The following is a 26140-nucleotide window of genomic DNA, read 5'->3' on the forward strand; positions in this document are numbered from 1 at the left end:
TAGTTCAAAGTTTGTAGTTTAGAGTTCGGAGTTTTTTCCGCCAAACATTAAAATGGTAGAGAAGATTTTCTCGAATTATCCTTCCGTCTTTATCAGCAAAAACTGATAAAGCCACCTTCCCTTGAAAAAGGGGAAGGAGCAAAGTTAACCACCTCTTCATGATGGCCGAAAAATAGGCTCACAATTGCAAAAAGCTCCCCTCCTTTTTGCTCGAACTTTCTAGTTCAGAATTCAAAGTATCATTCTCAATAGTACAAAATACCCCGCTCCCCTCCCTTTTTTAAGGAGGGCCCGCCTGAATGACTGTCTCGGGCAGGGTGGCCGTAGGCCGGGGTGGTGTTAATAGTTCAAAATTTGTAGTTTAGAGGTCGGAGTTTTTTCCGCCAAACATAAAAATGGTAGAGAAGATTTTCTCGAATTTACCCTTCCGTCTTTATCAGCAAAAACTGATAAAGCCAACTTCCCTTGAAAAAAGGGAAGGAGCAAAGTTAACCACCTCTTCATGAAGGCCGAAAAATAGGCTCACAATTGCAAAAAGCTCCCCTCCTCTTTTGCTCGAACTTTCTAGTTCAGAATTCAAAGTATCATTCTCAATAGTACAAAATACCCCGCTCCCCTTCTTTTTTCAAGGAGGGCCCGCCTGAATGACTACGTCGGGCAGGGTGGCCGTAGGCCGGGGTGGTTTTTAAGTTCTTAGTCCAAAGTTTATAGTTGGGAGTTCTTATATGGCTCTTAAAAACCAGCTGAGTTCAGGCAGTACGTAACGTACAACAGAGTACAGAGACAGAGAATATATAACAGGCAACACACAAACACACCACGGGCAACAGAACAGCTTTAGTGTTCTTACTTAATCATACTGCTTCACCAAAAATCGCTTTAAAAACGGAATTTCCAGGAAGAATAAGGATACAAAAGCAATCGCATAAATCATGGTGCGGGACAGATTCCATTGAGGAAAAGCAATAGAACTCATAAAACTAAAGTAAGAACTTACAGAAGAACCGGAAGTTAGCATCGAAAGTCCGATAAGCGTTACCAAAACCACTACTGCTATAGCAACCCATAGCCCAGGGGAAATCAAAGGTTTATACTCTGTTACACGCTGCCTGTCTGCAATAGCCTTCAGCACATTTGCAGAAAAATTTACCGAAGGTTTTTCCAGTCCGGCAGTTTTTATTATTTTCTCTGCTAAAACTTCTTCTCTAGATCGATTTTCCATTTTTCTCGGGTATTTCTTTGAGCATGTATTTCTTCAATAGTGAAAATAAGGCTTTTCTGCTTCGGTAAAGTTTTACTTTAACATTATCTTCTGTTAAACCGGTGATACCGGCAATTTCTTTTACTGGCTGTTCTTCAAAATAATAAAGCGTAACAATTGCGGCATCCTGTTCCGGCAATTTCAATAAACATTTCTGAATTATTTCAGAACGCTCCTGCTCCAGCATTACTTCCAGTCCGCTTTCCAGTTTTGTTGCATCATCTGCAGTAATTTCCTCAATTAACTCTAAAGACGTATGGCGCGAATTTTTCCTTATCCTGTCCAGCGCTTTTCTATACGCAATCCGGTAGAGCCAGCTGGAAAATTTAGACTCGCCCCTAAACCCCGGGAGTGCTTCAAAAGCTTTTAAAAATGCGTCCTGAGCAACTTCTTCAGCTTCCTCCCTAACCTTCAGCATACGGTAAACTATGGTAAAAATGTAGTCCTGATACTTTTCCACCAATACTCCAAAGGCACGGGTATCTCCATGTACTGCCTTGTCTATATAATACTCCTCGGTGTATTGGTTCATTTTACATAAGACGCCAGCACTTCTAATAAGGTTACAGAAATTTAAGAAAAAAAGAAATGAACATTGTTGTAACCCAATCAAAAAAACCAACGTCCTATAGGCAAACGAACAGTAATTTAAACTTAAAAATGAATCATCATGGGATCTGAAGTAATTGTTTTACCCGTAATTTTTGGCTCAATATTCGGAATGTATTATTTGTACATCTCTGCCCGCAATCGTGAGCGCCTGGCTTTAATAGAAAAGGGGGCCGATGCGACCATCTTTTATAACAAGCACCGCAGGGTTACCCCCGTCTGGAGGGTGGTGGTACTCAACCTGGCCTTGTTGTGCATAGGAATTGGCCTGGGCATATTTTTGGCCAATCTCTTTATTTATAGTTTTAATATGGAAGAAGATGTTGCCTATCCTGCAACCATATTTGTTATGGCCGGAATTGGCTTACTTACAGGCTTCTATCTTAGCAAAAAAATGGATAGTGAAGCCTAACAAGCTCTAAAAAACAGGGATTTTACTTTTCCTCCGGGTTGTCCAGGCAAGCCGGGGGATTTTTTTTAACCTTCTGTTATAAATGCAAATAGGCTTTTAACAGGCATTTAGCAGCCAAAGAAAATTCCTGTTGCTAACTTTATAGGTGTAATATTCTAAGTAAATTATAATTATGAAGATTGAAGACAATGAGAAGAAAATCAAACTGGCTGAACAACAGGGAAAAGCACTAGGCGCAGCTGCAGATTATATGAAAAACATGGATAATTATGTTGAAAAGGAAGTACATGATTATATTGTTTCTGTAGTTTCTGAAGAAGCGGAAGGAACTTACCAGTTCCAGGATGGTGAATTGAAATGGCACGTCCCGCCCAAGGATTTTAATACCCACATGGAAATCCTGGTAAGGGATAAGCACGATAAACGTTTTCTTCCTGGTTTAAAAATTTCAGCGAAGGTGTTCGATGAAGATAACCAGCTGGTGGAAGAAAAAGATTTCCCGTTTTTCTGGCATCCTTTTTTAAATCATTATGGTGCTAATTTTAAAATTCCAAAAGAAGGAGAATATACTGTAGAGGTAAACTTTCCTGCACCAGAATTCCCCAGGCATGATGAGATTAAAGGAAAAAGATTTGAAAAAGGCGTAAGTGAAAAGTTTGGGCCGCTCACTCTGGAAGCGGGAAGAAAACCACATGGCCCTGAATAAAATAAACTAACTTTACCTCCACTTCCAGATAATCTAAACTATGCAGGAATCTAAACTTCACTCCAACAACAAAGTTTTATTCTTTAACAAAGATTACATCGCAGAGTTTGTTTATGGCGGAATAGACGGTGCCGTGACTACTTTTGCCGTGGTCGCAGGAGCTGAAGGTGCCAGCCTGGGAATTACGGTAGTGGTAATTTTAGGAATTGCAAACCTTATTGCCGACGGATTTTCTATGTCTGTCGGTAACTATTTTTCTACTAAGGCTGAAAGAGATGTGTACGAAAAGCATAAGCAGGTGGAATACTGGGAAATAGAAAATCTGAGGGAAAAAGAAATTGCTGAAATCCGGGAAATTTATGCTGCCAAAGGCTTTAAGGGAGAACTCCTGGAACAGGTGGTAGAAGTTATTATTGCCGATAAAGAGGTTTGGGTGGATACAATGATGAAAGAAGAGCTGGAAATGGTGAAGAGTGAAAAAACACCTTTTAAAACGGCCGGGGTTACTTTTTTTAGTTTCCTTCTGGTGGGCTCTGTACCGCTTCTTTCCTACTTTTTCGCCGGTACCATCCAGGGAAATGACCAGCAACTTTTTATATACTCCTGTCTCCTTACCGCAATGGCATTGGGACTGGTAGGAAGCCTAAAAACTCTGGTAACAGAAAAAAACATGCTTATAGGAATCCTGGAAACGGTTTTATTAGGCGGATTGGCTGCTATCCTGGCTTACTTTGTTGGGGACATCCTGGAAAACATGGTAATGTAAAGTAAGCCGAGCATACCACCGCTTAAATTTTTAAAATCTGCACGGCTGAAGCTTCCCCACAATAAAAATTGCTTCAAGTGTCTTAAACCGTTTTCAGGGCGATTATAAGATAATATTATGCTTCCCTTAACTAAGAATATTATAAGCTAACGAATATTGCTTTTTTGGTTAATTTTGCTCTACTAACCAAACCAAAGGCATGAAGAAGTTTAAAATAGAAATAAAATGGGGAATTATTTTTTCTTTTGCTTCCCTTTTATGGATGATGTTTGAGAAAAGGATAGGCTGGCATGATGAACTTATTGCAAAGCAGCCTATTTATACTAATCTCTTCGGGCTGGTTGCCATTGCCATTTTTCTCCTGGCTATTTATGATAAAAGGAAACATTTTTACGGCGGTAGAATGAGCTGGAGCCAGGGCTTTGTCTCCGGAATAATTCTTACCGTAGTTATTAGCCTGCTCACGCCACTGGTGCAATATATTACCAGTGCATGGATTACTCCGCATTTTTTTGAAAATGTAATTAAATATACTGTAGAGACAGGACAAATGAAGCGCGCTGCCGCTGAAGAATATTTTAACCTGAGGTCCTACATCCTTATGAGCACCTTTAGTGCACTGGCCATGGGAATAGTTACCGCCGCGATTGCAGCGCTTATTCTTCGGAAAAAATAACCTGCTAAATTTTAAGAAGAAGGTTTGGATCTGGGCAGTTACATAAATATTTTTCCAGTTCCAATTTTGAAGTGACTCCCGGAAAATCCCCAATATTCCCCATTAGATTTTCCATAATCTGAAAATGCAAATGTGGCGCATAATCCCCATTTTCTGAAGAATTTCCCAACGCCGCTATTTTTTCTGATTTCCTTACTTTTGCTCCTTCCTTTAAACCTTCCAGCGAATTCCGGCTTAAATGGCCGTAAAGCGTATAAAATTTTCTTCCATTCTTTTCGTGCTCCAAAATAATGGTGGGCCCATAATCCCCAAAATTGGCATTATCCCTAAAACTATGAATTTTACCCTCAAGTACGGCAAGCACCTCGGTTCCTTCTGCCGCCCAGATGTCCAGGCCAATATGGATGTTCCTGTTCAGGAATTCATCCACATTCCTGTTAAAAAGCCTGCTTCTTTTGTACAAATTCCGAACTTCGTTATAGCCTCCAAAAGCTGCTTTTTTTCCCGCCTTACGCAATGAATTATTTAAAAATAACGAGAAAGCTTCAGAAGATAACATTTCTAACTTCATCAATTCCGGGTTATTTTCAGAAAGATCTATAGCCACAAAATCATCATGATTAAAATTATCTCCCACCACTGGTGTGTAATCCACAGTTAATCCGGATATAAATTCAGCAAAATTTTCGGGTCCCATTCAGCAGTTTTTTTCAGCAAAAAAGATCGTCTTAAAGCAAATTCCCGTCTCATGAAACTATACTTACAGACGACCTTTTAAGGTGGCTAAAAATAAGGGATGTGTTTTACTTTACCAAGACATCGCTAAAACTTGCTTTAATATTTATACTGGCCTTGTCTTCTTTAGATTTATGGAAGCCATTCAATATTACATTATCGTAGGTTTTAGTGGTTTTTAACTGCAGGGCAGAAGGATAATCGATGTCACTCTGGGTGCCGTCATAACTAAAATTAAAGGCGGTATTAGGCAAAGCAAGTTCAAGATCACTGTTTTCAAGGCTAATCCTAAGCGTTTTGAAACCAGGGGCGAGTTTCATTATTTCCAGTTCTCCAAAGGAACCGGTAAGGATTCCTGTTTCACTTATTTCCCCTATAAGCACTTCGCTGGAATTGGAGTTAAGTTTTATACTTATGGCTTTTTCAATTTCACAATCCTGAACATAGCCGGTGGTGAGCACCCCATAATCCCATTGCTTTATTTTCACAGGCGAGTAGGAAACGTTTACATTGGTTTTATTACCTGTTAACCTGTTAGCTGCAAGGGAACCGTGGGAAACATTTGCATTAACATTAGAAGTGGTCCCGGTAAGATTAAGCTCGCCGTGCCTCACATTTAATTTTAACTGTGCGTTCTTAGGCACACTAATTTTAATGCTCCTGTTAGCTTTTGCAGAGTTAAATGGCAATACAATAACATTTGCATTGCTTCCTGCAAATTTGGCTTCCATTTCCTTGCCAAACTGCTCGCCCCATTTTTCCATTTCCTTGCCAAATTGTTCGCCCCAAACTTCCATGTCTTTTCCAAACTTTTCCCCCCATGCTTCCATTTTGGCACCATATTCTTTTTCCCACTTTTCAGAATTTTTCTCTATCTGTGCCGCCCATTTTTCCATATCTTTTTCAAAATCTTTCCCAAATTTATCTTCTACCTGGGCTTCCCACTTCTCCATATAGTCATCAGGATTACGCTGATATGCTTCATAATCAAAATTCATATCGCCCACTTTCGCGGTAAAGTTTTCGGGTAAAGGATTGGCGGCAATGTTCTGTATCATGGGCATAAGGTTCTCCATCATTGGCCCCAGCAATTCCTGCAGCCCCCCCAGGGATTCATTCAAACTGCTCATGTCCATATCATCCATATTAACTTCAGGATTCCAGTTGGCATTGCCGCCGGAAATAATACTCACATCGTTTAATGATCCCGAAGTTTCCAGTTTCCAGCTGTTAAGTAGTTCCTGTAGCTGCTTTTTATCTGAAGTTCCGGGGGTGAGATATGCCTCCACCCTAACTTCATTTCTGTCCCATTTTTCAATACTGATGTTGGTATGCTTGGCATCTACATTTACGTTTACTGTCCCGCTTGTATTGAAGGTTTTTTCCAGTTTTTTGGTTTGTGCCTGCAGCCCGGCGGTTAACAGGAGCAGCATTAGCAGTATATTAAGCCTGTAGGTTTTCATAGTTTTCGTTTTTTGATTCATTGATTTCTTTGATCTTATTCTTTAGCTTGAACAGTAATTCCAGCCTTAGCTGCAAATTGGCCACCATAGCTTCCACCGTTTGTTCGTTGGGGCCGCTTTCATTTAAATCGGCATTCAGGCGCTTGTATTCTTTATCAAGCTCAGCCAGTTTTTTCATAAAAGCATCTATAAGTGCCTTATTATCATCATTAATGGTAAGCTTTGCCAACTCCAGGTTCAGGCTTGCCATGTAATAATTTTCAATTTCCTTATACTGTGGCGACACATCGCTTAGCTGAAATTGTTTTTCGGGCTCATTGCCGCTAGTCTCTGCATTTTTCTCTACCGGAGTTTCCACGATCCTGGTTTCTTCAGCTCCGTTGCCCGGTTTTAAGAAAAACATTGCTATTCCAAAGGCCACTACTAACACAGCGGCTATTTTTAAATAAGGAAAGCGGTTGTTTGTCTTTTCCTGCGGTAATGCCTTGTCCAGTTTTGCTTCAAAGCGGTTTTGATGGCCGCTGCGCAGTTTTTCAGATTCGCGGCTTTCATCATTCCTGAACATATCTCTAATATCCTGTGCCATTTTTCATAAGTTTTAATTCATCCTGCAATTTTTTCTTTCCCCTGTGAACCAAGGTGCGGGAAGCCACCTGTGTGATATCTAATATTTCTGAAATTTCCTCGTGATCGTAGCCTTCAATTAAAAACAACATCAGCGGATATTTATATTTTTCCGGCAGTTGCTCTATCACGGCTTTTACTTCTTCTATTCCAATCCCATCCTCGATCTGCCAGTTATCATCCTCTTCCACCGTGGTCATTGTTCGCTCATTTATGGCCACTAATTCCATCTTTTTCGCCTTTAGCTTATCCAGGCATTTATTGATAACGATTCGTTTAAGCCAGGCTCCAAAGGTCACTTCCCCTGTAAATTGGTGAAGTTTCTGAAAGGCCTTTACAAAAGCCTCCTGCATGGCATCCTCGGCTTCAAAGGAATCCTGGATAAACCTCAGCGCCACGTAATACATACCCTGGCTGTACTTATTATAAAGCCTGAGCTGAGCCCTACGGTCGTTTTGCTTGCAAGCTTCTATTAACTGATGTTGTAACAAAATTCTTTTTGGTTTGGTTGCTATTCAAATTAAAGACGATTCTTTTTTTGACATGTTGCAAAATCGTGGTAATTTTTTCTGAAAAGTAACAGAAATGGGCGCAATATTGCTATTTTTCAGCTATTGACGCGTAAACAGTCTTTTGCTGAAGATCATAATTGCATATTTTTTGAACCTGATCCATAAATTTTCTAAATGAAACCTGTCCTTAAAACCGCTACAAAACTTGTTGCCGGTATTGCCGTATTAACCTTGATTATTGTATTTGTCCTGCGGTACAATACAAAAGCCCACAGCCCAGAAGACACTATACAATATGAAGATAATGGCTTTAAGATGGAGGTATTTTATAACCGGCCCTATAAGAAAGGCCGTGAAATATTTGGAGGCCTTGTGCCTTATGGAGAAGTTTGGCGCACCGGCGCTAATGAAGCAACTACTTTTGAGACCAATAAAGATATACTGGTAGATGGTTCCCTTCTAAAAGCCGGAAAATATACCTTATGGACTATTCCCGGAGTGGATTCCTGGAAGGTGATTTTCAATTCTCATATGTATCCCTGGGGAATTAATGTAGATAAAAGCGCTTACCGGGACCCGCAATATGATGCACTTATATTAGAAATTGGTGTAGATAAACTGCAGGAAGATGTAGAGCAGTTTACTATTTTTTTTACAAAAAGCAATGACCTTATTTTTATGATCTTAACCTGGGAAAACACCAGTGTGCCCATACCCATAAAACCTGAAAATTCCCGAAAGCAGAAACCATTTGACTAAAACATAAAAAAAAGAAGCACCGCGGGGATGCTTCTTTTAGATCATAAGGTACAGTATTTTATTCGTCTTCGTCCAGTAAAAGATTAAGAGTTACATCAATATTATCTCTGGTTGCGCGGGAATAAGGGCAAATTTCATGAGCCTGATTAACAAGTTTCTCGCCGGTTTCCACATCTACCCCGGGAATATAACAATCCAGAATTACCGAAAGGTCCAGGGCCTGTTCTTCTTCTTCCTCCTGCCCTATCGCTACAATTCCGGTAATACTAAAATCTCCTAAATCTACTTTATGACTTTTGGCAACCAGTTGCAGGGCACTACCAAAACAGGCAGAATACCCGGCCGCAAATAATTGTTCAGGGTTCGTATACTCTCCGCCTTCTCCACCCAGTTCTTTTGGCATACTCAGTTTTAAATCCAATACACCATCTTCACTGGTAGCTTGTCCATTTCTACCACCCGTGGTTGTGACGGTGGTTTTATACAATGTTTTCATCTTAGGGGTTATTTAAAAAATTAATTATTATCAGCTTCAATATACAAATAATATTGCCAGACAGAATAGATTCCTAACTTTGTGAAAAACCATCCCACTCTTGAGCAAAAATTCTGAAAAATCGGCGCTAAATGAATCAGGAAGCAAGCCTGCTTCTCCTAACATTAATCCTGATTCTGCCAGCCGCATAAGAGCTTTTCGGAAAAAAAGAGCTTCAGAGACAGACCTGCTGGACCAGCTTCTGGCCGGTAACAAAACAGCATTAGGCAGAAGCATCACTCTGGTGGAAAGCAATCAGCCTGAGCACCAGGAAAAGGCCCGCGTACTTGTTGAAGGCGCCGTAGCATTTGCAAGCCAATCCATACGTATAGGAATTACAGGAGTTCCCGGGGTGGGCAAAAGTACTTTTATTGAGAGCCTTGGGCGTTACCTTCTAAAACAGGGGAAAAAGGTGGCCGTTCTCGCCGTAGACCCCAGCAGCAGCCTTTCCGGAGGAAGTATTTTAGGAGACAAAACCCGTATGGAAGAACTGGTAAAAGAAGAAAATGCTTTTATACGGCCCTCTCCAAGTGGCGATTCCCTTGGCGGTGTGGCCAGAAAAACCCGGGAGAGTATTGTTTTATGCGAGGCTGCCGGATTTGATGTTATCCTTATAGAAACCGTGGGAGTTGGGCAAAGCGAAACCACCGTGCATAGTATGACCGATTTCTTTTTACTGCTGAAGCTTGCCGGTGCCGGTGACGAATTACAGGGAATAAAACGCGGGATTATTGAAATGGCCGATGCCATAGTAATTAACAAAGCTGATGGGGAAAACCAGAAAGCAGCCCGCGAAGCGCGGTTAGATTTTAAAAGGGCGCTTCAGCTTTATCCTCCTAAAGAAAGTGGATGGAAGCCAAAAGTGGCTTTATGCAGTGCACTTTATAGCAGCGGTATTGCTGAAGCCTGGCAAATGGTGGAAGAGTTTCAAAAGCTTACCATTAAAAATTCATTTTTTGAAAATAACCGCCATCAACAAAACAAACACTGGTTGCTACAAAACATTAATGAGCATTTAAAGCGGAATTTTTACCAGCATCCTGAAATAAAAGAAGCTCTTGAGGTACAACTGCAGGAAATTGCCCAAAATAAAACCACAGCCTTTGCCGCTGCAAATGTTCTGCTTCAAAAATACAGGGATTTACAGAAAATTTGATGGGTAACGGCCTCTATAAAGACGCAAACTCTACGGGTGCAATTGGGATTTCTCTTAAAAACCCTAGCCTGCCATACAAGAATCCGGGACATCCTCAAGATTTTCCATTTTTTCATTAAAGCAAATTCCTGCTTTTAATTCATATTAATACCTTTGCGTCCAATTTATTTTTATGGATTACGAATTTACCATCATCGTTCCGCTTTATAATGAACAGGAAAATTTAAGGCGGGTGGAAGAAGAGCTTGACAAATACCTTGAAATTGCAAATAAAAAGACTTGTGTACTTTTTGTAAATGATGGTTCTACAGACGAAAGCCTGGTGATTATTAAAGATATCTGTAAACGGAATATCCACTTTAATTACATTTCTTTTGAAAAGAATTGCGGATTAAGTGCCGCCATAAAAGCAGGTATTGATTATGCAAAAACACCGCTTATTGGTTATATTGATTCTGATTTGCAAACCGATCCGGAAGATTTTAATGTCCTGATGGATTATATAGAAGATTACGACCTGGTAACCGGCCACAGGGCAGACCGCAAGGATTCTTTTGTAAAAAACATGTCTTCTCTTATTGCAAATGGAATAAGGCGGAGTTTCACGCACGATGGTATGGACGATACGGGTTGTCCCCTTAAAATTATAAAAGCCGATTACGCCAAACGTATCCCCATGTTTAAAGGGCTGCACCGGTTTTTACCGGCCATGGTCCTGCTGCAGAAAGGAAAGGTAATACAGGTCCCGGTGCGGCACTACCCACGTATTGCGGGAAAGGCCAAATTTCATCTTATGAACCGCCTGGTGGGGCCGTTTATAGATTGCTTCGCCTATTTATGGATGAAAAGAAATTACATCAATTATAAGGTAGTGGCTAAAAATGAGTAGCTGGCAAATTTATGCAATTGGTTTTACCGCTCAAATCCTCTTCTCCGGCAGGCTGTTGATGCAATGGATACTTTCAGAAAGGCAAAAGAAGGTAATTACTCCTTCCCTTTTCTGGAAAATAAGCCTTTTCGCTTCCTTCCTGCTGTTTGTCTATGGCTATTTGAGGGAAGACTTTTCTATAATGCTGGGCCAGGCAGTTACGTACTTTATCTATATTAGAAACCTACAGTTACAGGGCGAATGGCAAAAGGCTCCAAAAATCCTGCGCTGGTTTTTATATTTTTTCCCGGTCCTGCTCACCATTTATTCTTATAATAACGGCACTTACGATGTACAGAAGTTGTTCTTTAATGAAGATATTCCGCTGTGGTTGCTCATTATGGGTTCCGGTGCACAGCTTATATTTAACCTGCGTTTCTTTTACCAGTGGTTTTATTCTGAAAAGCTGAAGGAATCTGTCCTCCCCCTGGGTTTTTGGATGCTTAGCCTGGTAGGAGCGCTCCTTATCCTCACCTATGCCATTATTAGAAGGGATCCCGTACTTTTTGCCGGCCATGTTCTGGGCAGTTTTATTTACGCCCGTAATATTCTTTTAAGCAGAAGAAATGTTTCCAGGGAAGTAAAGCGATAACTTCAGCTTCTCCCCTAAATCTACTTCCACGCTGCTTAAAATTTCTTTATTCTGAAAAATCAGGAAAAGATTTCACCAGCATAAATCAGGAACCTTGGGGCAAGTGGGAAATTCCTTTAAATTTCGAGCCAAGCCCCAGGAACTTATGCCCCTCCATGAGGGATTAAACGCGAAATTTCTTCCGCAGAAATAAATGAAATTGATAGAACATATAGCCTAGTATTGCTCCTATCAATATTCCGGTTACCACATCTGCCGGATAATGAACGCCCAGGTAAATACGGCTATAGGAAGCCAGCAGCGGCCAGAGCAGGATAAGGTAAATCCATTTTTTATAAATATTCCTGAAGACGAGAATAAGAAACAAAGCCACCCCGGTAGAATTAGAGGCGTGAGCCGAGAAATAGCCGTAATGGCCACATCGCACGGCCACAAAACGGGCCTGCTCCATAATTCCCTCCTGCCGGCAGGGCCTTAGTCTCTGAAAGCCATCCTTGAAAAGGTTTGCAAGCTGATCTGTAGAAGTGATTAAAAGCACAATCACCACAACGCTTACTACCGTATTCTTCCATCCAAAATGGCGATAGAGCAGGTAAATAAAGAAAATATACAAGGGAATACCGGTAAATTTATTGCTTATTGCCAGCCAGAAACCATCCCATGCAGGCGTTCCCAGATTGTTGAGGAACAAAAATAATTCATGATCCAGCCTTATTAATTCTTCCATCTCCTACTCTTCGTAACGGCTAACTTCACGGTCATAAAATTCATTAGCCTGCTCAATTAAAGATTCGGCTTCATTTGCCAGTTCTTCCTCATCACTGGAATCGAAATCCTCCAGCCATTCCACCTCATCATTTTCAAGATTGATGATAAAGCGGGGAAATTCAGTATGAATAATAAATACGGCATCCGGATAATCCGTATTATCGCCGAGTAAAAATTTTGGAAAGTCCATGATTAACTTTGATTTATATTAGATTGCAATTCTGGTTTAAATTTGCTCAACATCAACTTCTTACTCAGGTAAGCAAACCTAAGGTACAACATTAAAGCTGAAGAGGAGAGGCCTGCAAGCAAGCCCAGCCAAATTCCCATACTACCCATTCTCTCTTCACTGCCAAAATACCAGGAAACAGGAAAACCAATTATCCAGTAGGCTATAAAACAGATAAAAGTGGGAATCCTCACATCCTGCAGCCCTCTTAATGCCCCCAGGATTACCACTTGCAGGCCATCGCTTAATTGAAACAGAGCGGCCACAATTAGTAATTGTGCCGCGAGAAATACCACCTCTGCATTATCAATATAGAATGTTGGAAGGATATTTTTAAGCAAGATAAAGCCCACGGCAAAAACCGCTTCTATGAGAAAGACCAGTAAAAATGTGGAAATGGCAATTCTCCTTAAATCCCGAAAATGGCCCAGGCCTTTTTGATTTCCCACCCGTATAGTAGCGGCAACTCCCAAACCTACCGCCACCATAAACGTCATAGACGCGAGGTTTAAGGCAATTTGGTTTGCTGCCTGCGGATTGGTGCCCAGCTGCCCCGCAAGAAAAACCGTAGCTGTAAAAATGGCTACTTCAAAGAACATCTGGAGTGCCGTAGGAAAACCTAATTCCAGCAACCTGCGAAAAACTTTGGCTTCTAAAAATTCTTTTTTAGTCCATTTAAAGTATTCTGCGAATTTTTTCTTTCTTCTTAAAATCTCCCAGATGAACCATAACATAAAGAACCTGGAAATTAAGGTACCAATTGCCGCCCCTTCCAGTTCCAGCCTCGGGAAAATCCAAAACCCATAGATAAGGATGTAATTGAAAATTATGTTTACCACGTTGCTAAGCAAAGTGGCATACATAGAATATTTTGTTTGGGAAAGGCCATCGGCAAATTGCTTAAAGGCCTGAAAGAGCATTAATGGCAGCATAGAAAAAGCTACAATTTCAAGGTAAGGAATGGCCAGTTCCACAACTTCAGGCGGCTGATCTAAATAATACAAAAGCGGCTTTGCCCAAAGCAATAACAAGAAAAGAAGGATGCCATTAATTCCACAGAGAATGATCCCATGATGAAAATAGCTTCTGCCTTTTTCTATATCTCCTGCTCCATCAGCTTCAGCAATGAGGGGAGTTATGGCAAAAGAAAATCCTATTCCCAGGGATAGAGCGATAAAAACAAGGCTGTTACCCAAAGAAACCGCCGCAAGAGGGGCAGCTCCCAGCCTACCAATCATAATGTTATCCACCAATCCCACCATTACATGGCCCAGTTGTCCCAACATTACCGGGAAGGCAAGGTTAAAATTTTTGCCAAATTCTTTTGTATATGCCGATAATTGCAACCTAAGGATTTTTTGGTGTGCAAAGATAGCAGGTTTTAGCAGGTTAAAAATTTATTGACCTTCAAAAATAAAATACGATTAAGAGATACAGAAACAAAAATCCCGGGATAATACTTATGGTTTGCTCCCGGGATTGCTTTTGCTGAACAAAAAATTTTACATCTTCTCCTTCTTTACCGTATCTATATTTTTTAAACCATGCTTATCCACAAGGTACACCAGGGAAGCCATTGTGGCCGCGCCAAGTTCCAGCTCTCTCTTATTCACATGCTCAAAAGTATCGTTAGCGGCATGATGATGGTCAAAATAACGTTGAGAATCTGGACGTAAGCCTGCCAGTACCATATCTCCCTCTTTTAATGGCCCTATATCTGCACCACTTTCCCCCTGTTCGAAGTAATGGATAAGGTAAGGCTTGAAAAATTCCTGCCAGCTTTGGATTTGCGCGAATTGTGCTTTATCTGCATCCAGGGAAAAACCACGGGGGGTAAATCCTCCGGCATCACTTTCTAAGCCAAAAACGTGCTGCTCACCTTTGCTCCTGGCAACTTCGGCATATTTCTTACCGCCACGAAGTCCGTTTTCTTCATTCATAAATAAAACCACGCGCAGGGTTTTCTTCGGCTTATATCCCAATTCTTTGAAAAGCCTTAACACCTCCATAGACTGTACCACCCCGGCACCGTCATCATGAGAACCATCTCCCAGGTCCCAGGAATCAAGATGGCCGCCCACAACCATTATTTCTTCAGGGTTTTCGCTTCCGGTAATCTCCCCTATCACATTATAAGATTGTACTTCTTCATGCTGCTCGCAATTCATCTTGAAGTAAAACTCCAGCTCCTTATTCATTTTTAGAAGTCCGCTAAGGTATGCGGCATCATTGGTACTAATAGCCGCAGCGGGAATTCTTTGAGAAACGGGAGTATCTCCATAACTCATAGCGCCGGTATGGGGGAAATCATCCATTCTTAAGTTCATGGAACGCACAATTACTCCAACGGCACCATATTTAGCCGCTTCTGCCGCGCCGGAATAGCGTTGATCCACACAGCCACCATAAGCCTCAAAGGTATTGATTAGATCTGCCTGCATAGGACGGTTAAAAAACACTATTTTTCCTTTAATCTGTTCTTTACCATACCTTGCCAGGTCTTCTAATCCCAGGACCTCGATTACCCTGGCTTTAGTTCCACCTTGCGGAGTGGCCACGGAGCCACCAAGGGCAGTTACATTTACATTTTTTGTGACACCCGGAGAGGTTTGAATGTAAGCAAATTCTTTTGCCCCACGGGTCCATTTTGGAACCATAACAGGTTGTAACCAAACTTTATCCAGTCCTAATTCTTCCAGTTGAGCTTTGGTATATTCCACTGCCTGCTGTGCCTGATAAGAACCTGAAAGCCGCCCACCAATTTTGTTGGAAAGATAATCCAGCCAGTCATAACTTTTCCCGTTAAGAAGGGACATATCATAAATTTTGCGCAGCATTAAAGAATCTGCTTCTTCAGAATTCATTTGTGAAAAAGCTGAATTTGCACCTAATAGAATTAAAACGCTTAAAATAAATCTTTTCATTGGTGTTGTTCTCAAATTGAAAATAATTTTGCGGAAAGATAAAGATTATTCTTTTTCCAGTTGTTTCCTGTAATCGTCCAAATTTTTAAGGATTCCGGGAGACAAATTTGGCTCCTGTACCTCTTGATATTTGAATAGTTTCTCCTGCATAACTTTGGCAACCAGATAGCGTGCAGCGTGCTTACTGTCTGCCGGGATCACGTACCAGGGCAAATCTTCACCAGCCGTATTATTAATAGCTTCTTCATAACAGCTTCTATATTTATCCCAAAGTTTTCTTTCCTCAAGGTCCCCGGGAGAAAATTTCCAGTTTTTACTGGGCTTTCTTAATCTTCGCAAGAGCCGCTGCCTTTGTTCCTCCTTTGAAATATTCAGAAAAAATTTAAACACAATAATTCCGTTACGGCTGATGTGTTTCTCAAAATTGCGAATTTCTTCATACCTCTTATTCCAGAAGTTTTGATCTATATCGTTAACAGAAGTGATTCCGGGAAGCCTTTCATTTAAAATATAAGTGGGATGAACTTTAGTAACCAGCACATTCTCATAATGTGTCCTGTTGAAAACGCCAAATTTTCCTTTTTCGGGCAGGGCGCAGTAATGCCTCCATAAAAAATCATGTTTCAGCTCTCTTGAGGTTGGTGTTTTAAAACTGTGCACCACCACTCCCCTGCTGTTGAATCCCTTAAAAACCTCCCGCACCAGACTGTCCTTTCCTGCAGTATCCATTCCCTGTAAACAAACTAAAACAGCATAGCGGTTATGGGCGTATAATTTATCCTGCCAGTCTGCCAGTTTCTTTCTGGTTTCCTTTAGTAAATGTTTGAGCTCATCTTTTTCAGGCTTATTCTGGAGTGATGTGGGCAGGGATTCCAGTTGAACAGAATCTGTTATTTTAAATTTATTAATATTTATATCATTCATTTGGGATAAGCTTGGATTCCTAAAGATACAACCTTTAGGAGACTTATTTTTTTTATCTTCGCGGTTAAAGAACATCAGCTTGAATCCAGAAGAAAAAGAAGAAATAATTGAAAAGGTAAGCCTTTTGCTTAAAGAAGTGCCTTCTTCAATGGATATTGTAAAAAAAGGACAGAAAAGGGAAAGAAGGTTCAGGTATCTGGCCACCCATATGGTAGAAAAAGCCATAGAAAAAGATGCCCTTATTGTTTCTGAAAATCGCAAGGGAATTGCCATTCTCTTTAAAACCAGCAAAAAGGAAGAATCTTTCTGGAAAGATTTATGGCAGGAAATTGCTTTGGTATGGAAGGTTACGGGGATAAAAAATGCTTTTAAAATTCTTAAAAACCAGAATTATATCAAAAAACAACGCCCACAAAACGGAGAATATCTCTACTGCTGGTTCTGGGGAATTTTACCGGACTCCCGCGGCGCGGATACCCAGGTGGGAAAATCTATGAAAGATGAATTTTACCGGCAGGCCCGTGAGTATAAAATTCCCTTATACGCTGAAACGCGCATCAGGAAAAATGCCATTGTTTATCAACGGTTTGGATTTGAACTCTTTCATACCTGGCAGCATCCCAGCGGGGACACCATGTATTTTTTAAGGTATATCCCTGATAATATAAAGAAATAGCCTGCAAAAATATGGGTTCCCTATATTATCTTTAATTTTATTTATTCCGAAGAAACCTTACGCAACCTTTCTTACAATTTTTCATCTATACAATACCAAATGTTGATTTATGAAAATGTACAATTTTGCGATTTGTTTTATAACCGCCTGTTTGTTAAGCTGCGATCCAGGCCGCTATGATGAAAGTAACAATTCTATCTTATCAGGAAAATACTCGGGAATTTTTAAAAGAGGAGAGGAAACCGGAAACGTAGAATTAGATTTCTATAATCACAAATTTAAGGGACAGAGTGAAAAAATAAAGTTTCCTGCACTTTGTGAAGGAGCATATGTTATAGAAAAAGACTCTGTTTATTTCGAAAATTCATGCTTCTGGACGGCAGAGTTTGACTGGACACTTATTTTAAACGGAGCCTGGAAGTATGAAACCACAGAAGAGGAATTGGTCTTAACCAATAAACTTGGGGACCAATACATCTTAACACAGGAATAATTCGGCGTAAAGCTGCAGATAGGTATTTTACGGTCATTTTCACATTTCAGCAGAAAATAATTGCAACCGCCATTTCAACAGAAGCCTTTAAAATTTGCTGGCAAAAAGATTTACATCTTCGGCGGTGACCTTCTCTCCCCCAAGAATAATTAACCTTTCCACCACATTTCGCAGTTCCCTTACGTTTCCACGCCAGTCATATTCTTTTAAAATATCCAGCGCCTCCTGCGTAAATTCTTTTTTATTGGTGCCCTGTTCCGAGGCAATTTTGTCGCTGAAATGTTCCACCAGCAGCGGAATATCATCTTTTCTTTCATTGAGCGGCGGTACCTGGATAAGGATTACGGCCAAGCGGTGATAAAGGTCTTCGCGGAATTTATTGGTATCAATTTCAGCCTTAAGGTCTTTATTGGTAGCGGCCACCACGCGTACGTCTACCTTAATATCTTTGTCGCTTCCCACGCGGGATATTTTATTTTCCTGAAGCGCCCTTAAAACCTTAGCCTGGGCAGAAAGGCTCATATCCCCAATTTCATCCAAAAAAATAGTACCGCCATTCGCGGCTTCAAACTTACCGGCACGGTCTTTATTGGCTGATGTAAACGCTCCTTTCACATGCCCAAACAGCTCACTTTCTATTAATTCTGAAGGGATTGCGGCACAATTCACTTCTATCATAGGCCCCTTGGAGCGTTCGCTTTTTTGATGCAGCCAGTGGGCAACCAGTTCTTTTCCTGTTCCATTAGGCCCGGTAATGAGCACGCGGGCATCGGTATGGGCTACTTTTTCTATGAGTTCTTTAATGCGCAAAATGGCTTCAGACTCACCTATCATCTCATAATTTTTACCCACCTTTTTCTTCAGCCTTGAATTTTCCACCACCAGTTCTTTGCGGTCCAGCGCATTGCGAACAGTGTTAAGAAGACGGTTAAGGTCCGGGGGCTTGGAGATATAATCAAATGCTCCCATTTTCATGGTATTAACCGCGGTTTCTAAATCTCCATGCCCGGAGATCATTACCACGGGAATCTCCGGCTTAATCTTTCTAATCGCTTCCAACACCTCTACTCCATCCATCTTAGGCATTTTTATGTCACAAAGCACGAGATCGTAATCTTCATCCTTTATTTTCTCCATTCCTTCCAGGCCGTCAGCAGCTTCTTCAACAGCATAATTTTTATTTTCTTCAGTAAGAATTTTTATAAGTACTCTTCTAATTGCTGCTTCGTCTTCTATCAATAATATCTTTGCCATAAAAAATGCTCTTTTACTCTTTATTCATCCCCTTCTTCTTCAGCTCCTTTACCGGGCTTTGGATAGAACATGTGTATATCCCGCTGTGGGAAAGGAATAGTAATATTATTTAGCCTAAATTTCTTATCAATATTAAATCTTAACTCACTTTTAACTTTAGGATCCACAAAGCTGTCTGAAGTATAAAAATGCAAACCGAACAGTAATGCAGAATCTCCAAAATCCTCAAAAAGCACAAATGGCTCCGGAGTTTTAAGCACCCCTTTTTGCTCCTTTGCGCATTCCAAAAGCACTTTTCTCACTAACTGTGTATCGCTTCCATAGGCCACGCCAACCTTAACCGCTTCCCTTGTGGTTTTATGGTTTTGGGTATAATTAAATATGGTGTCGCTAATAAATTTGTGATTTGGGATCACCATCACCTTATCATCGCGGGTAAGGGTGCGGGTGGTCCTTAATTTTATTTCAAAGACGCGTCCCACCCTGCCATCTACTTCTATAATATCTCCTACAAGAAGGGATTTATCAATAATAATAAATATTCCCCCAATAATATCCTGAAACAACTCCTGCAAAGCAAGGCCAAGACCCACAAACAAAACTGCAGAAGCCGTTAGTAATACGGTAATATCTATACCTGCCGTGCTAAGGGTGATAAGGATCACCACCAGGTAAATAATGTACTTAACAAACTTAAAGATGCTTATAAACTTCATCCTGTCTTCATCAAGTAATTTCCCCATGATAAAGGAACGAAGCAGGCGAAGGATGATACTGGTGGCTATAAAAGCAAAAATCACCAACAATACCAGCCCAACAGTAATTTCTATAGGAATGCCATCTTTAACTTCGTAATCTACAATTACGAAATTCCAGAAATCCTTTATGGCTCCCCAGATATCCTGTTCTATAACTTCAGATATTTTTTCTTTTGTGCCAGATTGCAGCATATTAATACTTAAGCCATTTATAGATCTCTTTGTAGCTGGCCTTTTTACCATACATCAAAATTCCAATCCTGTATATTCGTGCTGCAAGCCACACTACTGCAAGGTTGGTTAACAGGAGAATAAGAATGGATAGCGCAAGTTCCCACCAGGGTACTCCAAAAGGAATGCGCATGAGCATTACAATTGGGGAGGTAAGTGGAATCATTGAAAAAATGGTAGAGACCGTACCATGTGGATTTTCTATTACAGCAAAAAAACCTACATAGATCCCCAGCATTAGGGGGAGGATCACCGGGAACATAAATTGCTGGGTATCGGTCTCACTATCTACCGCCGCACCAATGGCCGCATAGATTGCGCTGTATAAAAAATAACCCCCAATGAAGAAAACAAGGAAAAAGATTAGCAGGCTCAAAATAGGAAGATTCATAACATCCACTATTAACTGCTGAACTTCTGGCTTTACCATTTCCTGAACCTGTTCCTGAGCAGGACTTTGTATGGTGAGCGGATCTATTCCAAAAACCAACGCCAGAATAGTAAAAAGGATCCCTCCCAGAACCACCCATATACTAAATTGGGTAATCCCGGCCAGGGAAGTTCCTATTACCTTTCCTAGCATTAACTGGATAGGCTTTACTGAAGAAACGATAATTTCAATAATACGATTTGTTTTTTCCTCTATTACGCTGCGCATCACCATATTCCCATAGATAATAATAAACATCATGAGCAGGTAGCCGGCAGCTCCGCCAAAAAACATCTTGATGTAATTGGACATTTTTGAACTACGTTCCCCGGCAAAATTCTGTATTTGAACGCTTACCTGAGCCCTGGCATCTTCAATTTGAGAAGTGTCAATGCCGCGATCTTTCAATTCCTGATCGGTCAGTTTATCGGCTATAATTTTTTCAATATTTTGCAAAGTGCCCATTCCCGGAGATTCTTTTCCGAAGAAACGAACAGCTTTGGTGAGATCTGCATGGTTTGTAGTAGACGGAATATGAATCAGTCCGTAATATTCCTGGTTCAGAACCCTTTGTTTTGCATCCTGCAGGTTGAGATTTGAATAATCCAGATACTCCACCTGTTCGTTATCTTTAAATTCTCCTGCAAAAAGTCCCGTCTCATCATGAATACCTATAATACGTTGTTCGCTGCTGTTAAGCATGCTCAAATAGGCAATGAGCATGATCATTCCCACCAGGATCAGCGGACTGAGAAACGTCATTACTATAAACGTTTTGTTCCTGACCCTGGCCAGATATTCCCGCTGAATTATAAGCTTCAGATTACGCATTTTGAGTAACTGTTTTAATAAAAATATCATTAACCGAAGGGATAACCTCCACAAAATGGTTAATTTTTCCTTTTGAAATTAAATAGAGTAACAAGTTGTTTGGAGATTCTCCGTTTTTCAGCTGAACGCTCACCTTTAAATCGTCATTTATGCTCTTGAAATACGCCTTACCCAACACAAATTTTTCCTTAAGTTCCTTAAGCATGGCCTCCTCGTTCTGCACCTCAAGGCCTATTTCATAAGTATTGGATTTATATTGTTTTTTAATATCTGAAACTTTACCATCCAGTAACTTATTGGATTTATTGATGAGCGCCATATAGTCACACAATTCTTCCACACTTTCCATCCTGTGGGTTGAAAAAAGAATGGTGGCGCCTTCTTCTTTTAGCTGAAGGATCTCCCTTTTAATGATCCCGGCATTCACCGGATCAAAGCCACTAAAGGGTTCATCAAAAATAAGTAGTTTGGGATTATGGAGTACAGTGATTACAAACTGTACTTTTTGCGCCATACCTTTAGATAGCTCCTGAATTTTTTTGTCCCACCAGCTGGTAATTTCCAGTTTTTCAAACCAGTATTGCAGGCGCTCTTTAGCTTCAGCTTTAGAAAGCCCTTTTAATCTGGCAAGATAAAGTGCCTGCTCACCAACTTTCATAGATTTATAGAGTCCCCTTTCTTCCGGCAGGTAACCTATATGAACAATGTCATTGGGGTGAAGGGGTTTCCCTTCCAGGAATACCCGGCCTTCATCTGGCATGGTAATTTGGTTAATAATTCTTAACAAGGTGGTTTTGCCCGCCCCGTTAGGTCCCAATAAACCAAAGACACTGCCCCTGGGAATTGTTATTGATACGTCGTTAAGTGCAGTAAATTTCCCAAAGCGTTTGTAGATATTTTCCGCTACTAAAAGATTTTCCATATAAAATTTTCCAGATCGGGTAAAGATATAGAAATAGCCTGAGAGATCTTGGGATTAAAAAAAAATTCTAAATTCTTCGGGTCCTATAAAAACAAAACCCACCCTCAATTGACATTAAGGATGGGAAAAAAATTGCTATGAAAAAGAAAAATTATCACTAAAAAGATTAGTGATACTCAAATATATAAATTTTTTCTTAAAACCAGGGGATTAAGAAAACATATCTTTAACTTTTTCAAAAAACGATTTATCACTTTTCTCCGGATTAGGTTGAAAATTGTCGTCATTAGCCATTTTCTCGAAAAATTCGCGTTGTTCTTTATTTAAAGTTTTAGGGGTCCAAACATTTACATGCACCAGTAAATCTCCTTTGCCATACCCGTTAAGATTGGAAATTCCTTTTCCCCGTAATCTCAGGATCTTGCCAGACTGCACCCCTTCATCTATTTTAATTCTTACTTTCCCCGAAACCGTATCTATTTCACGGGAACTGCCCAGAGCGGCTTCAGAATAACTAATATAAAGGTCATAATGCAGGTTATCTCCTTCCCTTTGCAAGCTCGCATGTTCCTTCTCATCAATTGCCACGAGCAAATCTCCGGGAACACCGTTTCCGGGAGCATCATTTCCTTTACCGGCTACTTTAAGCTGCATCCCATCTTCTACACCCGCAGGTATTTTAATAGAAACGGTTTCTTCTTTGGTAATAAGGCCATGTACATCTGCATTTTCTGGCTTTTTATCAATCGTTTGCCCGCTGCCTCCACAAACATTACAGGGGGAAGCAGTTTGCATCCTACCCAGAATAGTGTTGGTTACGCGGGTGACCTGGCCGGTACCGTTACAGGTAGAGCAGGTTTTATAAGTAGTTCCGGGAGCCTGGACCTTGCGTTTAACTTTAATCTTTTTCTCTACTCCGTTCGCGATCTCTTCAAGGCTTAAAGAAACGCGTATCCTAAGATTACTACCCTTGGTACGTCTCTGACCTCCACCAAAACCGCCGCCAAAACCGGAAAAACCTCCTCCAAAGCCGCCGCCAAAAATGTCGCCAAACTGGCTGAAGATATCATCCATATTCATTCCGCCGGCTCCGCCGCCAAAACCTCCTCCTTCAAAGGCCTGATGCCCATAACGGTCATATCGCGCCTTTTTCTCTTCGTTTCCTAAAACTTCATATGCTTCAGCTGCCTTTTTAAACATTTCCTCAGCTTTAGCATCTCCCGGATTTTTATCCGGGTGATACTTAATAGCCATTTTTCTGTAGGCTTTTTTTATCTCAGCAGACGAAGCTCCTTTGGTTAATCCTAATATCTCGTAATAATCCTCTTTCATGGTTAAATTTTGCGGGTTCTAAAACTGGTTTCTATTTACCGGTAACAACCTTGGGATAACGGATTATCCGTTCCCCCAATTTGTATCCGCGCTCAACAACGTCTACAATCTTTCCTTTAAGATCATCAGACGGGGCCGGGATTTGTGTAATTGCCTCATGAATATCTGCATCAAAGGTTTCCCCTTCTTCCACATTCATAGGTTCCAAACCTTTACTCCTAAGGGTTTCGCGGAATTTATTGTTAATAAGCTCTACCCCCTGCAGAAGATTTTTATCCTCGGTTTTACGTATTTCTGTAAGTGCACGGTCAAAATCATCCAGCACCGGCAGCATTGCGGTCATAACTTCCTGATTGGCCGTCTTAAACAATTCCAGACGTTCTTTGGAAGTTCGTCTTTTATAATTTTCGAATTCAGCAAAGAGACGAAGAAATTTGTCTTTTTCTTTCTTAACTTCTTCCTTTAACAGTTCTGTCTCAGACATCCCAAAATCGGAATCATCATTGGCATCTTCCTGGTTGGCCTCTTTTTCTTCTACCTCCTCTATGGCTTCGTCCAAAACATCTTCTACCCGGTCCTTTACAGATCCCTGGTCTTCTTTTATTTTATCTCCTTTTTTCTTTTTGCTCATTTTATCACATTTTAATCTGTGCAATTCAGGACAAAAGTATTGCCAATTCTATCTTAATGTCAAAATGTCATTGAATTTTCTACTATTGTCTGTTTCCTGTATCTATTTGGATTTTCCCATAAATATAAGCTACAGAACATTATAAAGTTATTAATCTGAATACCAATTCATTAAATAATCAGATATGGCAGGATACCTTGCCTATCTTAAATTTAATCTTCTATTAAAACCTCTTCCAGGATTATTCAGTTTTCCCTTTACAACAATAAATATTATTTATAATATTTTATGAAAATCTCATTAATCTTATTAGTACTTTTGCGCCCTAATCAAAAAAATAATTGTTAATTATGAAAACTAACTTTCTAAGTACTTTTATGTTCGCCTTTATGGCTTTATCCGTGGTGGGATGTAAAAATGATCAAAATCATGAAGCCGAGGTAGAAGAAGCTAAAGAAGCTGCTGTTGCGGAAGGAGAAGTGGTGGAATTTATGGTAGATACCACTGCTTCTGTGATTGAATGGGAAGGTTCAAAACCTACCGGAACCCATACAGGAACAATAAAGCTTGCTGAAGGAACTTTTGCCGCAAATGATTCTTTAGTGGAAAGCGGAAGCTTTAAGATTGATATGGTTACTATTGATGTAAGTGATCTAGAAGGAGACGATAAGCAGAACCTTGAAGCGCACCTTAAAGGTACCGTGGAAGGAAAAGAGGGAGACTTCTTTAATGTTATGGAATATCCTCACGCCACCTTTGAAGTAACCGGAATTTCTGAAGAAAACGGACAAAAAATGATGGAAGGAAATCTTACTATTAAAGACCAGACTAAAAACATTTCTTTCCCAATTGATATTAACCGTTCCGGGGATGAGATAAACATCACCAGTGATGAATTTGTTATTGACAGAACCCAGTGGAGTGTAAACTACGGTTCAAAATCTGTGTTTGATAATCTTGGTGATAATTTTATAAGCGATGATATTCAGTTAAAACTGGACATCAAAGCTACAAAAGCTTAAGATTTACAACAGGTAAAATAGTAGAACAGAATGGCTGCCCGGTAGGCAGCCATTTTCTATTTCAGTAAATCCTGTAGCGCATTAGAAAGATGGGTGAACTTAAAGCTAAATCCCGTACTTTCAATTTTGTTATTGCTTACCAGCTGGCTGGAAAGTAGTATTGTTGACATTTCTCCCAAAAGCGTTTTTAAAACCACTGCAGGTACGTTGGGCAGCCAAACCGATTTCCCCATTGTTTTCGCCACACATTTCACCAGTTCTTTATTTGTTACGGGATTGGGCGCCACCGCATTATAAGTTCCCGCAAGCTCATTCTCTAGCGCATGAATAAAAATATTTGCCAGATCTTCAATATGTATCCAGGACTGCCACTGTTTTCCATCTCCCAAAGGTGCCCCGGCATTAAAGCCCACGGGTTGTTTAAGTTTCTCAAGCATTCCGCCATTTTCTGCAAGTACAAGACCTATTCTTAATTTAGCAACATCTATTCCCAGGTCCTGAAAATTATTTACCGCACTCTCCCATTTAACGACTACTTTCCCAACAAAGCTATCGTCCACTCCGGTATCATCCTCAGCATATAATTTTTCTTTTGAACTGGGGTAAATACCAATGGCACTGGCCGATATAAATTGATCTATGGAATGTTTATTTTTAGAAAGCGTATCAAAAAGCAACATGGCAGATTCTATGCGGCTGTTCAAAATGATTTTTTTGTTTTTTTCAGTCCATGGTTTGGCAATGCTTGCCCCTACAAGATTTATTATAGCACTTACCCCTTCCAGAGCGTTAAGATCTATTTCTCCTTTAGAAGGATTCCAGTAGAAACCTTTATATTGCTCTTTTTTCTCAATCTTGCTTTTGCTGGTGGTAAGGTAGTGAACATCAATGTCCTTCTCTTGGCATCTCCTGCTAATTTCTGATCCTATTAAACCCGTTGCTCCTGTAATTAAAACCCGCATTTTTTATTTGAATATACTA

General features: G+C 40.4%; 30 protein-coding genes. 11 read left to right on the forward strand and 19 right to left on the reverse strand.

All coding sequences use genetic code 11. The features are described 5' to 3' along the window. Positions 1-850: 850 nt before the first annotated feature. Positions 851-1222, reverse strand: a complete 372-nt coding sequence (locus AB8M93_RS16630) for a hypothetical protein (protein ID WP_373059764.1) — start codon at positions 1220-1222, stop codon at positions 851-853. Beyond that, positions 1206-1793, reverse strand: coding sequence for an RNA polymerase sigma factor (locus AB8M93_RS16635; RefSeq protein ID WP_373059766.1), 588 nt, complete (start codon positions 1791-1793; stop codon positions 1206-1208). Before AB8M93_RS16635 ends, AB8M93_RS16630 begins: the two co-directional genes overlap by 17 nt. A 138-nt stretch (positions 1794-1931) precedes the next feature. Between AB8M93_RS16635 and AB8M93_RS16640 the strand changes: the two genes are divergently transcribed. The 4 genes from AB8M93_RS16640 to AB8M93_RS16655 all read left to right on the forward strand — a co-directional run bounded on the left by AB8M93_RS16640 (position 1932) and on the right by AB8M93_RS16655 (position 4430). Then, complete coding sequence (locus AB8M93_RS16640; protein WP_373059768.1) at positions 1932-2282, forward strand: DUF6249 domain-containing protein; 351 nt, start codon at positions 1932-1934, stop codon at positions 2280-2282. Between the two features lie 172 nt (positions 2283-2454). Next, a complete protein-coding gene (locus AB8M93_RS16645; RefSeq protein ID WP_373059770.1) occupies positions 2455-2988 on the forward strand; it encodes an iron transporter in 534 nt (177 codons plus the stop codon). A gap of 40 nt (positions 2989-3028) precedes the next feature. Then, entirely contained in the window at positions 3029-3754 is a 726-nt protein-coding gene (locus AB8M93_RS16650) for a VIT1/CCC1 transporter family protein (RefSeq protein WP_373059772.1), read from the forward strand. Positions 3755-3953: 199 nt separating this feature from the next. Then, a complete protein-coding gene (locus tag AB8M93_RS16655) occupies positions 3954-4430 on the forward strand; it encodes a DUF4199 domain-containing protein (protein ID WP_373059774.1) in 477 nt (158 codons plus the stop codon). A gap of 4 nt (positions 4431-4434) precedes the next feature. On the opposite strand, the gene AB8M93_RS16660 is transcribed toward AB8M93_RS16655, so the two are convergent. The 4 genes from AB8M93_RS16660 to AB8M93_RS16675 form a co-directional block, all read right to left on the reverse strand. Then, on the reverse strand, positions 4435-5127 hold the full coding sequence (locus tag AB8M93_RS16660) for a peptidoglycan DD-metalloendopeptidase family protein (protein WP_373059776.1): 693 nt from the start codon (positions 5125-5127) through the stop codon (positions 4435-4437). Between the two features lie 106 nt (positions 5128-5233). Next, on the reverse strand, positions 5234-6628 hold the full coding sequence (locus tag AB8M93_RS16665) for a hypothetical protein (RefSeq protein WP_373059778.1): 1395 nt from the start codon (positions 6626-6628) through the stop codon (positions 5234-5236). After that, entirely contained in the window at positions 6609-7214 is a 606-nt protein-coding gene (locus tag AB8M93_RS16670) for a hypothetical protein (protein WP_373059780.1), read from the reverse strand. The genes AB8M93_RS16665 and AB8M93_RS16670 overlap by 20 nt, the downstream gene beginning before the upstream one ends. Continuing rightward, entirely contained in the window at positions 7198-7743 is a 546-nt protein-coding gene (locus AB8M93_RS16675) for an RNA polymerase sigma factor (protein WP_373059782.1), read from the reverse strand. The genes AB8M93_RS16670 and AB8M93_RS16675 overlap by 17 nt, the downstream gene beginning before the upstream one ends. Positions 7744-7938: 195 nt before the next feature. Between AB8M93_RS16675 and AB8M93_RS16680 the strand changes: the two genes are divergently transcribed. Then, entirely contained in the window at positions 7939-8523 is a 585-nt protein-coding gene (locus AB8M93_RS16680; RefSeq protein ID WP_373059784.1) for a DUF2911 domain-containing protein, read from the forward strand. A gap of 58 nt (positions 8524-8581) precedes the next feature. Here the strand turns inward: AB8M93_RS16680 and AB8M93_RS16685 are convergent, their stop codons facing one another. Beyond that, entirely contained in the window at positions 8582-9019 is a 438-nt protein-coding gene (locus tag AB8M93_RS16685; protein WP_373059786.1) for an organic hydroperoxide resistance protein, read from the reverse strand. Positions 9020-9119: 100 nt separating this feature from the next. Here AB8M93_RS16685 and meaB point away from each other — a divergent pair, with 100 nt between their 5' ends. The 3 genes from meaB (at position 9120) to AB8M93_RS16700 (ending at position 11734) form a co-directional block, all read left to right on the forward strand. Beyond that, positions 9120-10214, forward strand: coding sequence for a methylmalonyl Co-A mutase-associated GTPase MeaB (gene meaB, locus AB8M93_RS16690; protein ID WP_373059788.1), 1095 nt, complete (start codon positions 9120-9122; stop codon positions 10212-10214). Between the two features lie 172 nt (positions 10215-10386). After that, positions 10387-11103 (forward strand): glycosyltransferase, encoded by a 717-nt coding sequence (locus AB8M93_RS16695; RefSeq protein WP_373059790.1) that lies wholly within the window; start codon positions 10387-10389, stop codon positions 11101-11103. Beyond that, a complete protein-coding gene (locus tag AB8M93_RS16700; RefSeq protein WP_373059792.1) occupies positions 11096-11734 on the forward strand; it encodes a lipid-A-disaccharide synthase N-terminal domain-containing protein in 639 nt (212 codons plus the stop codon). The genes AB8M93_RS16695 and AB8M93_RS16700 overlap by 8 nt, the downstream gene beginning before the upstream one ends. A gap of 163 nt (positions 11735-11897) precedes the next feature. Here the strand turns inward: AB8M93_RS16700 and AB8M93_RS16705 are convergent, their stop codons facing one another. The 5 genes from AB8M93_RS16705 to AB8M93_RS16725 all read right to left on the reverse strand — a co-directional run bounded on the left by AB8M93_RS16705 (position 11898) and on the right by AB8M93_RS16725 (position 16579). Beyond that, positions 11898-12461: a phosphatase PAP2 family protein gene (locus tag AB8M93_RS16705; protein WP_373059794.1), complete on the reverse strand. Its 564-nt coding sequence runs from the start codon at positions 12459-12461 to the stop codon at positions 11898-11900. A gap of 3 nt (positions 12462-12464) precedes the next feature. Further along, positions 12465-12692, reverse strand: a complete 228-nt coding sequence (locus tag AB8M93_RS16710; protein ID WP_373059796.1) for a DUF8828 family protein — start codon at positions 12690-12692, stop codon at positions 12465-12467. A 2-nt stretch (positions 12693-12694) separates the two neighbouring features. Continuing rightward, the gene (locus AB8M93_RS16715; RefSeq protein WP_373059798.1) at positions 12695-14077 is read right to left on the reverse strand and encodes an MATE family efflux transporter; all 1383 of its coding nucleotides are present in this window, start codon (positions 14075-14077) and stop codon (positions 12695-12697) included. Positions 14078-14233: 156 nt separating this feature from the next. Beyond that, complete coding sequence (locus tag AB8M93_RS16720) at positions 14234-15655, reverse strand: M20/M25/M40 family metallo-hydrolase (RefSeq protein WP_373059800.1); 1422 nt, start codon at positions 15653-15655, stop codon at positions 14234-14236. 45 nt (positions 15656-15700) lie between these two features. Further along, complete coding sequence (locus AB8M93_RS16725) at positions 15701-16579, reverse strand: PPK2 family polyphosphate kinase (protein ID WP_373059802.1); 879 nt, start codon at positions 16577-16579, stop codon at positions 15701-15703. 79 nt (positions 16580-16658) lie between these two features. Between AB8M93_RS16725 and AB8M93_RS16730 the strand changes: the two genes are divergently transcribed. Then, positions 16659-17255 (forward strand): hypothetical protein, encoded by a 597-nt coding sequence (locus AB8M93_RS16730; protein WP_373059804.1) that lies wholly within the window; start codon positions 16659-16661, stop codon positions 17253-17255. Between the two features lie 109 nt (positions 17256-17364). Beyond that, entirely contained in the window at positions 17365-17748 is a 384-nt protein-coding gene (locus AB8M93_RS16735) for a hypothetical protein (protein WP_373059806.1), read from the forward strand. Between the two features lie 87 nt (positions 17749-17835). Here the strand turns inward: AB8M93_RS16735 and AB8M93_RS16740 are convergent, their stop codons facing one another. The 6 genes from AB8M93_RS16740 to AB8M93_RS16765 form a co-directional block, all read right to left on the reverse strand. Beyond that, positions 17836-19002 (reverse strand): sigma-54-dependent transcriptional regulator, encoded by a 1167-nt coding sequence (locus tag AB8M93_RS16740; RefSeq protein ID WP_373059808.1) that lies wholly within the window; start codon positions 19000-19002, stop codon positions 17836-17838. Positions 19003-19022: 20 nt separating this feature from the next. Beyond that, on the reverse strand, positions 19023-19952 hold the full coding sequence (locus AB8M93_RS16745) for a mechanosensitive ion channel family protein (RefSeq protein WP_373059896.1): 930 nt from the start codon (positions 19950-19952) through the stop codon (positions 19023-19025). Between the two features lies 1 nt (position 19953). Beyond that, on the reverse strand, positions 19954-21252 hold the full coding sequence (locus AB8M93_RS16750; RefSeq protein WP_373059810.1) for an ABC transporter permease: 1299 nt from the start codon (positions 21250-21252) through the stop codon (positions 19954-19956). Continuing rightward, on the reverse strand, positions 21245-22174 hold the full coding sequence (locus tag AB8M93_RS16755; RefSeq protein WP_373059812.1) for an ABC transporter ATP-binding protein: 930 nt from the start codon (positions 22172-22174) through the stop codon (positions 21245-21247). The genes AB8M93_RS16750 and AB8M93_RS16755 overlap by 8 nt, the downstream gene beginning before the upstream one ends. Before the next feature lie 210 nt (positions 22175-22384). Beyond that, complete coding sequence (dnaJ, locus tag AB8M93_RS16760; protein WP_373059814.1) at positions 22385-23506, reverse strand: molecular chaperone DnaJ; 1122 nt, start codon at positions 23504-23506, stop codon at positions 22385-22387. Positions 23507-23537: 31 nt separating this feature from the next. Continuing rightward, positions 23538-24137 carry a nucleotide exchange factor GrpE gene (locus AB8M93_RS16765; protein WP_373059816.1) on the reverse strand — a complete coding sequence of 200 codons (600 nt, stop codon included), beginning with the start codon at positions 24135-24137 and terminating at the stop codon, positions 23538-23540. Positions 24138-24487: 350 nt separating this feature from the next. Here AB8M93_RS16765 and AB8M93_RS16770 point away from each other — a divergent pair, with 350 nt between their 5' ends. Further along, the gene (locus tag AB8M93_RS16770; RefSeq protein ID WP_373059818.1) at positions 24488-25159 is read left to right on the forward strand and encodes a YceI family protein; all 672 of its coding nucleotides are present in this window, start codon (positions 24488-24490) and stop codon (positions 25157-25159) included. 56 nt (positions 25160-25215) lie between these two features. Here the strand turns inward: AB8M93_RS16770 and AB8M93_RS16775 are convergent, their stop codons facing one another. Further along, entirely contained in the window at positions 25216-26121 is a 906-nt protein-coding gene (locus tag AB8M93_RS16775) for a TIGR01777 family oxidoreductase (RefSeq protein WP_373059820.1), read from the reverse strand. Between the last annotated feature and the right edge of the window lie 19 nt (positions 26122-26140).

The organism is Autumnicola aciditolerans (genome assembly GCF_041679265.1).
GTDB lineage: Bacteria > Bacteroidota > Bacteroidia > Flavobacteriales > Flavobacteriaceae > Autumnicola.

What these genes read in the sequence shown, in the direction of transcription:
- AB8M93_RS16705 (WP_373059794.1), bottom strand. Translation starts at nt 12,461, where the DNA reads ATGGAAGAATTAATAAGGCTGGATCATGAATTATTTTTGTTCCTCAAC.
- AB8M93_RS16720 (WP_373059800.1), bottom strand. Translation starts at nt 15,655, where the DNA reads ATGAAAAGATTTATTTTAAGCGTTTTAATTCTATTAGGTGCAAATTCA.
- dnaJ (WP_373059814.1), bottom strand. Translation starts at nt 23,506, where the DNA reads ATGAAAGAGGATTATTACGAGATATTAGGATTAACCAAAGGAGCTTCG.
- AB8M93_RS16745 (WP_373059896.1), bottom strand. Translation starts at nt 19,952, where the DNA reads ATGCTGCAATCTGGCACAAAAGAAAAAATATCTGAAGTTATAGAACAG.
- AB8M93_RS16660 (WP_373059776.1), bottom strand. Translation starts at nt 5,127, where the DNA reads ATGGGACCCGAAAATTTTGCTGAATTTATATCCGGATTAACTGTGGAT.
- AB8M93_RS16670 (WP_373059780.1), bottom strand. Translation starts at nt 7,214, where the DNA reads ATGGCACAGGATATTAGAGATATGTTCAGGAATGATGAAAGCCGCGAA.
- AB8M93_RS16680 (WP_373059784.1), top strand. Translation starts at nt 7,939, where the DNA reads ATGAAACCTGTCCTTAAAACCGCTACAAAACTTGTTGCCGGTATTGCC.
- AB8M93_RS16645 (WP_373059770.1), top strand. Translation starts at nt 2,455, where the DNA reads ATGAAGATTGAAGACAATGAGAAGAAAATCAAACTGGCTGAACAACAG.
- AB8M93_RS16655 (WP_373059774.1), top strand. Translation starts at nt 3,954, where the DNA reads ATGAAGAAGTTTAAAATAGAAATAAAATGGGGAATTATTTTTTCTTTT.
- AB8M93_RS16635 (WP_373059766.1), bottom strand. Translation starts at nt 1,793, where the DNA reads ATGAACCAATACACCGAGGAGTATTATATAGACAAGGCAGTACATGGA.
- AB8M93_RS16775 (WP_373059820.1), bottom strand. Translation starts at nt 26,121, where the DNA reads ATGCGGGTTTTAATTACAGGAGCAACGGGTTTAATAGGATCAGAAATT.
- AB8M93_RS16755 (WP_373059812.1), bottom strand. Translation starts at nt 22,174, where the DNA reads ATGGAAAATCTTTTAGTAGCGGAAAATATCTACAAACGCTTTGGGAAA.
- AB8M93_RS16765 (WP_373059816.1), bottom strand. Translation starts at nt 24,137, where the DNA reads ATGAGCAAAAAGAAAAAAGGAGATAAAATAAAAGAAGACCAGGGATCT.
- AB8M93_RS16725 (WP_373059802.1), bottom strand. Translation starts at nt 16,579, where the DNA reads ATGAATGATATAAATATTAATAAATTTAAAATAACAGATTCTGTTCAA.
- AB8M93_RS16650 (WP_373059772.1), top strand. Translation starts at nt 3,029, where the DNA reads ATGCAGGAATCTAAACTTCACTCCAACAACAAAGTTTTATTCTTTAAC.
- AB8M93_RS16695 (WP_373059790.1), top strand. Translation starts at nt 10,387, where the DNA reads ATGGATTACGAATTTACCATCATCGTTCCGCTTTATAATGAACAGGAA.
- AB8M93_RS16700 (WP_373059792.1), top strand. Translation starts at nt 11,096, where the DNA reads ATGAGTAGCTGGCAAATTTATGCAATTGGTTTTACCGCTCAAATCCTC.
- AB8M93_RS16685 (WP_373059786.1), bottom strand. Translation starts at nt 9,019, where the DNA reads ATGAAAACATTGTATAAAACCACCGTCACAACCACGGGTGGTAGAAAT.
- AB8M93_RS16750 (WP_373059810.1), bottom strand. Translation starts at nt 21,252, where the DNA reads ATGCGTAATCTGAAGCTTATAATTCAGCGGGAATATCTGGCCAGGGTC.
- AB8M93_RS16770 (WP_373059818.1), top strand. Translation starts at nt 24,488, where the DNA reads ATGAAAACTAACTTTCTAAGTACTTTTATGTTCGCCTTTATGGCTTTA.
- AB8M93_RS16630 (WP_373059764.1), bottom strand. Translation starts at nt 1,222, where the DNA reads ATGGAAAATCGATCTAGAGAAGAAGTTTTAGCAGAGAAAATAATAAAA.
- AB8M93_RS16665 (WP_373059778.1), bottom strand. Translation starts at nt 6,628, where the DNA reads ATGAAAACCTACAGGCTTAATATACTGCTAATGCTGCTCCTGTTAACC.
- AB8M93_RS16710 (WP_373059796.1), bottom strand. Translation starts at nt 12,692, where the DNA reads ATGGACTTTCCAAAATTTTTACTCGGCGATAATACGGATTATCCGGAT.
- AB8M93_RS16640 (WP_373059768.1), top strand. Translation starts at nt 1,932, where the DNA reads ATGGGATCTGAAGTAATTGTTTTACCCGTAATTTTTGGCTCAATATTC.
- AB8M93_RS16740 (WP_373059808.1), bottom strand. Translation starts at nt 19,002, where the DNA reads ATGGCAAAGATATTATTGATAGAAGACGAAGCAGCAATTAGAAGAGTA.
- AB8M93_RS16735 (WP_373059806.1), top strand. Translation starts at nt 17,365, where the DNA reads ATGAAAATGTACAATTTTGCGATTTGTTTTATAACCGCCTGTTTGTTA.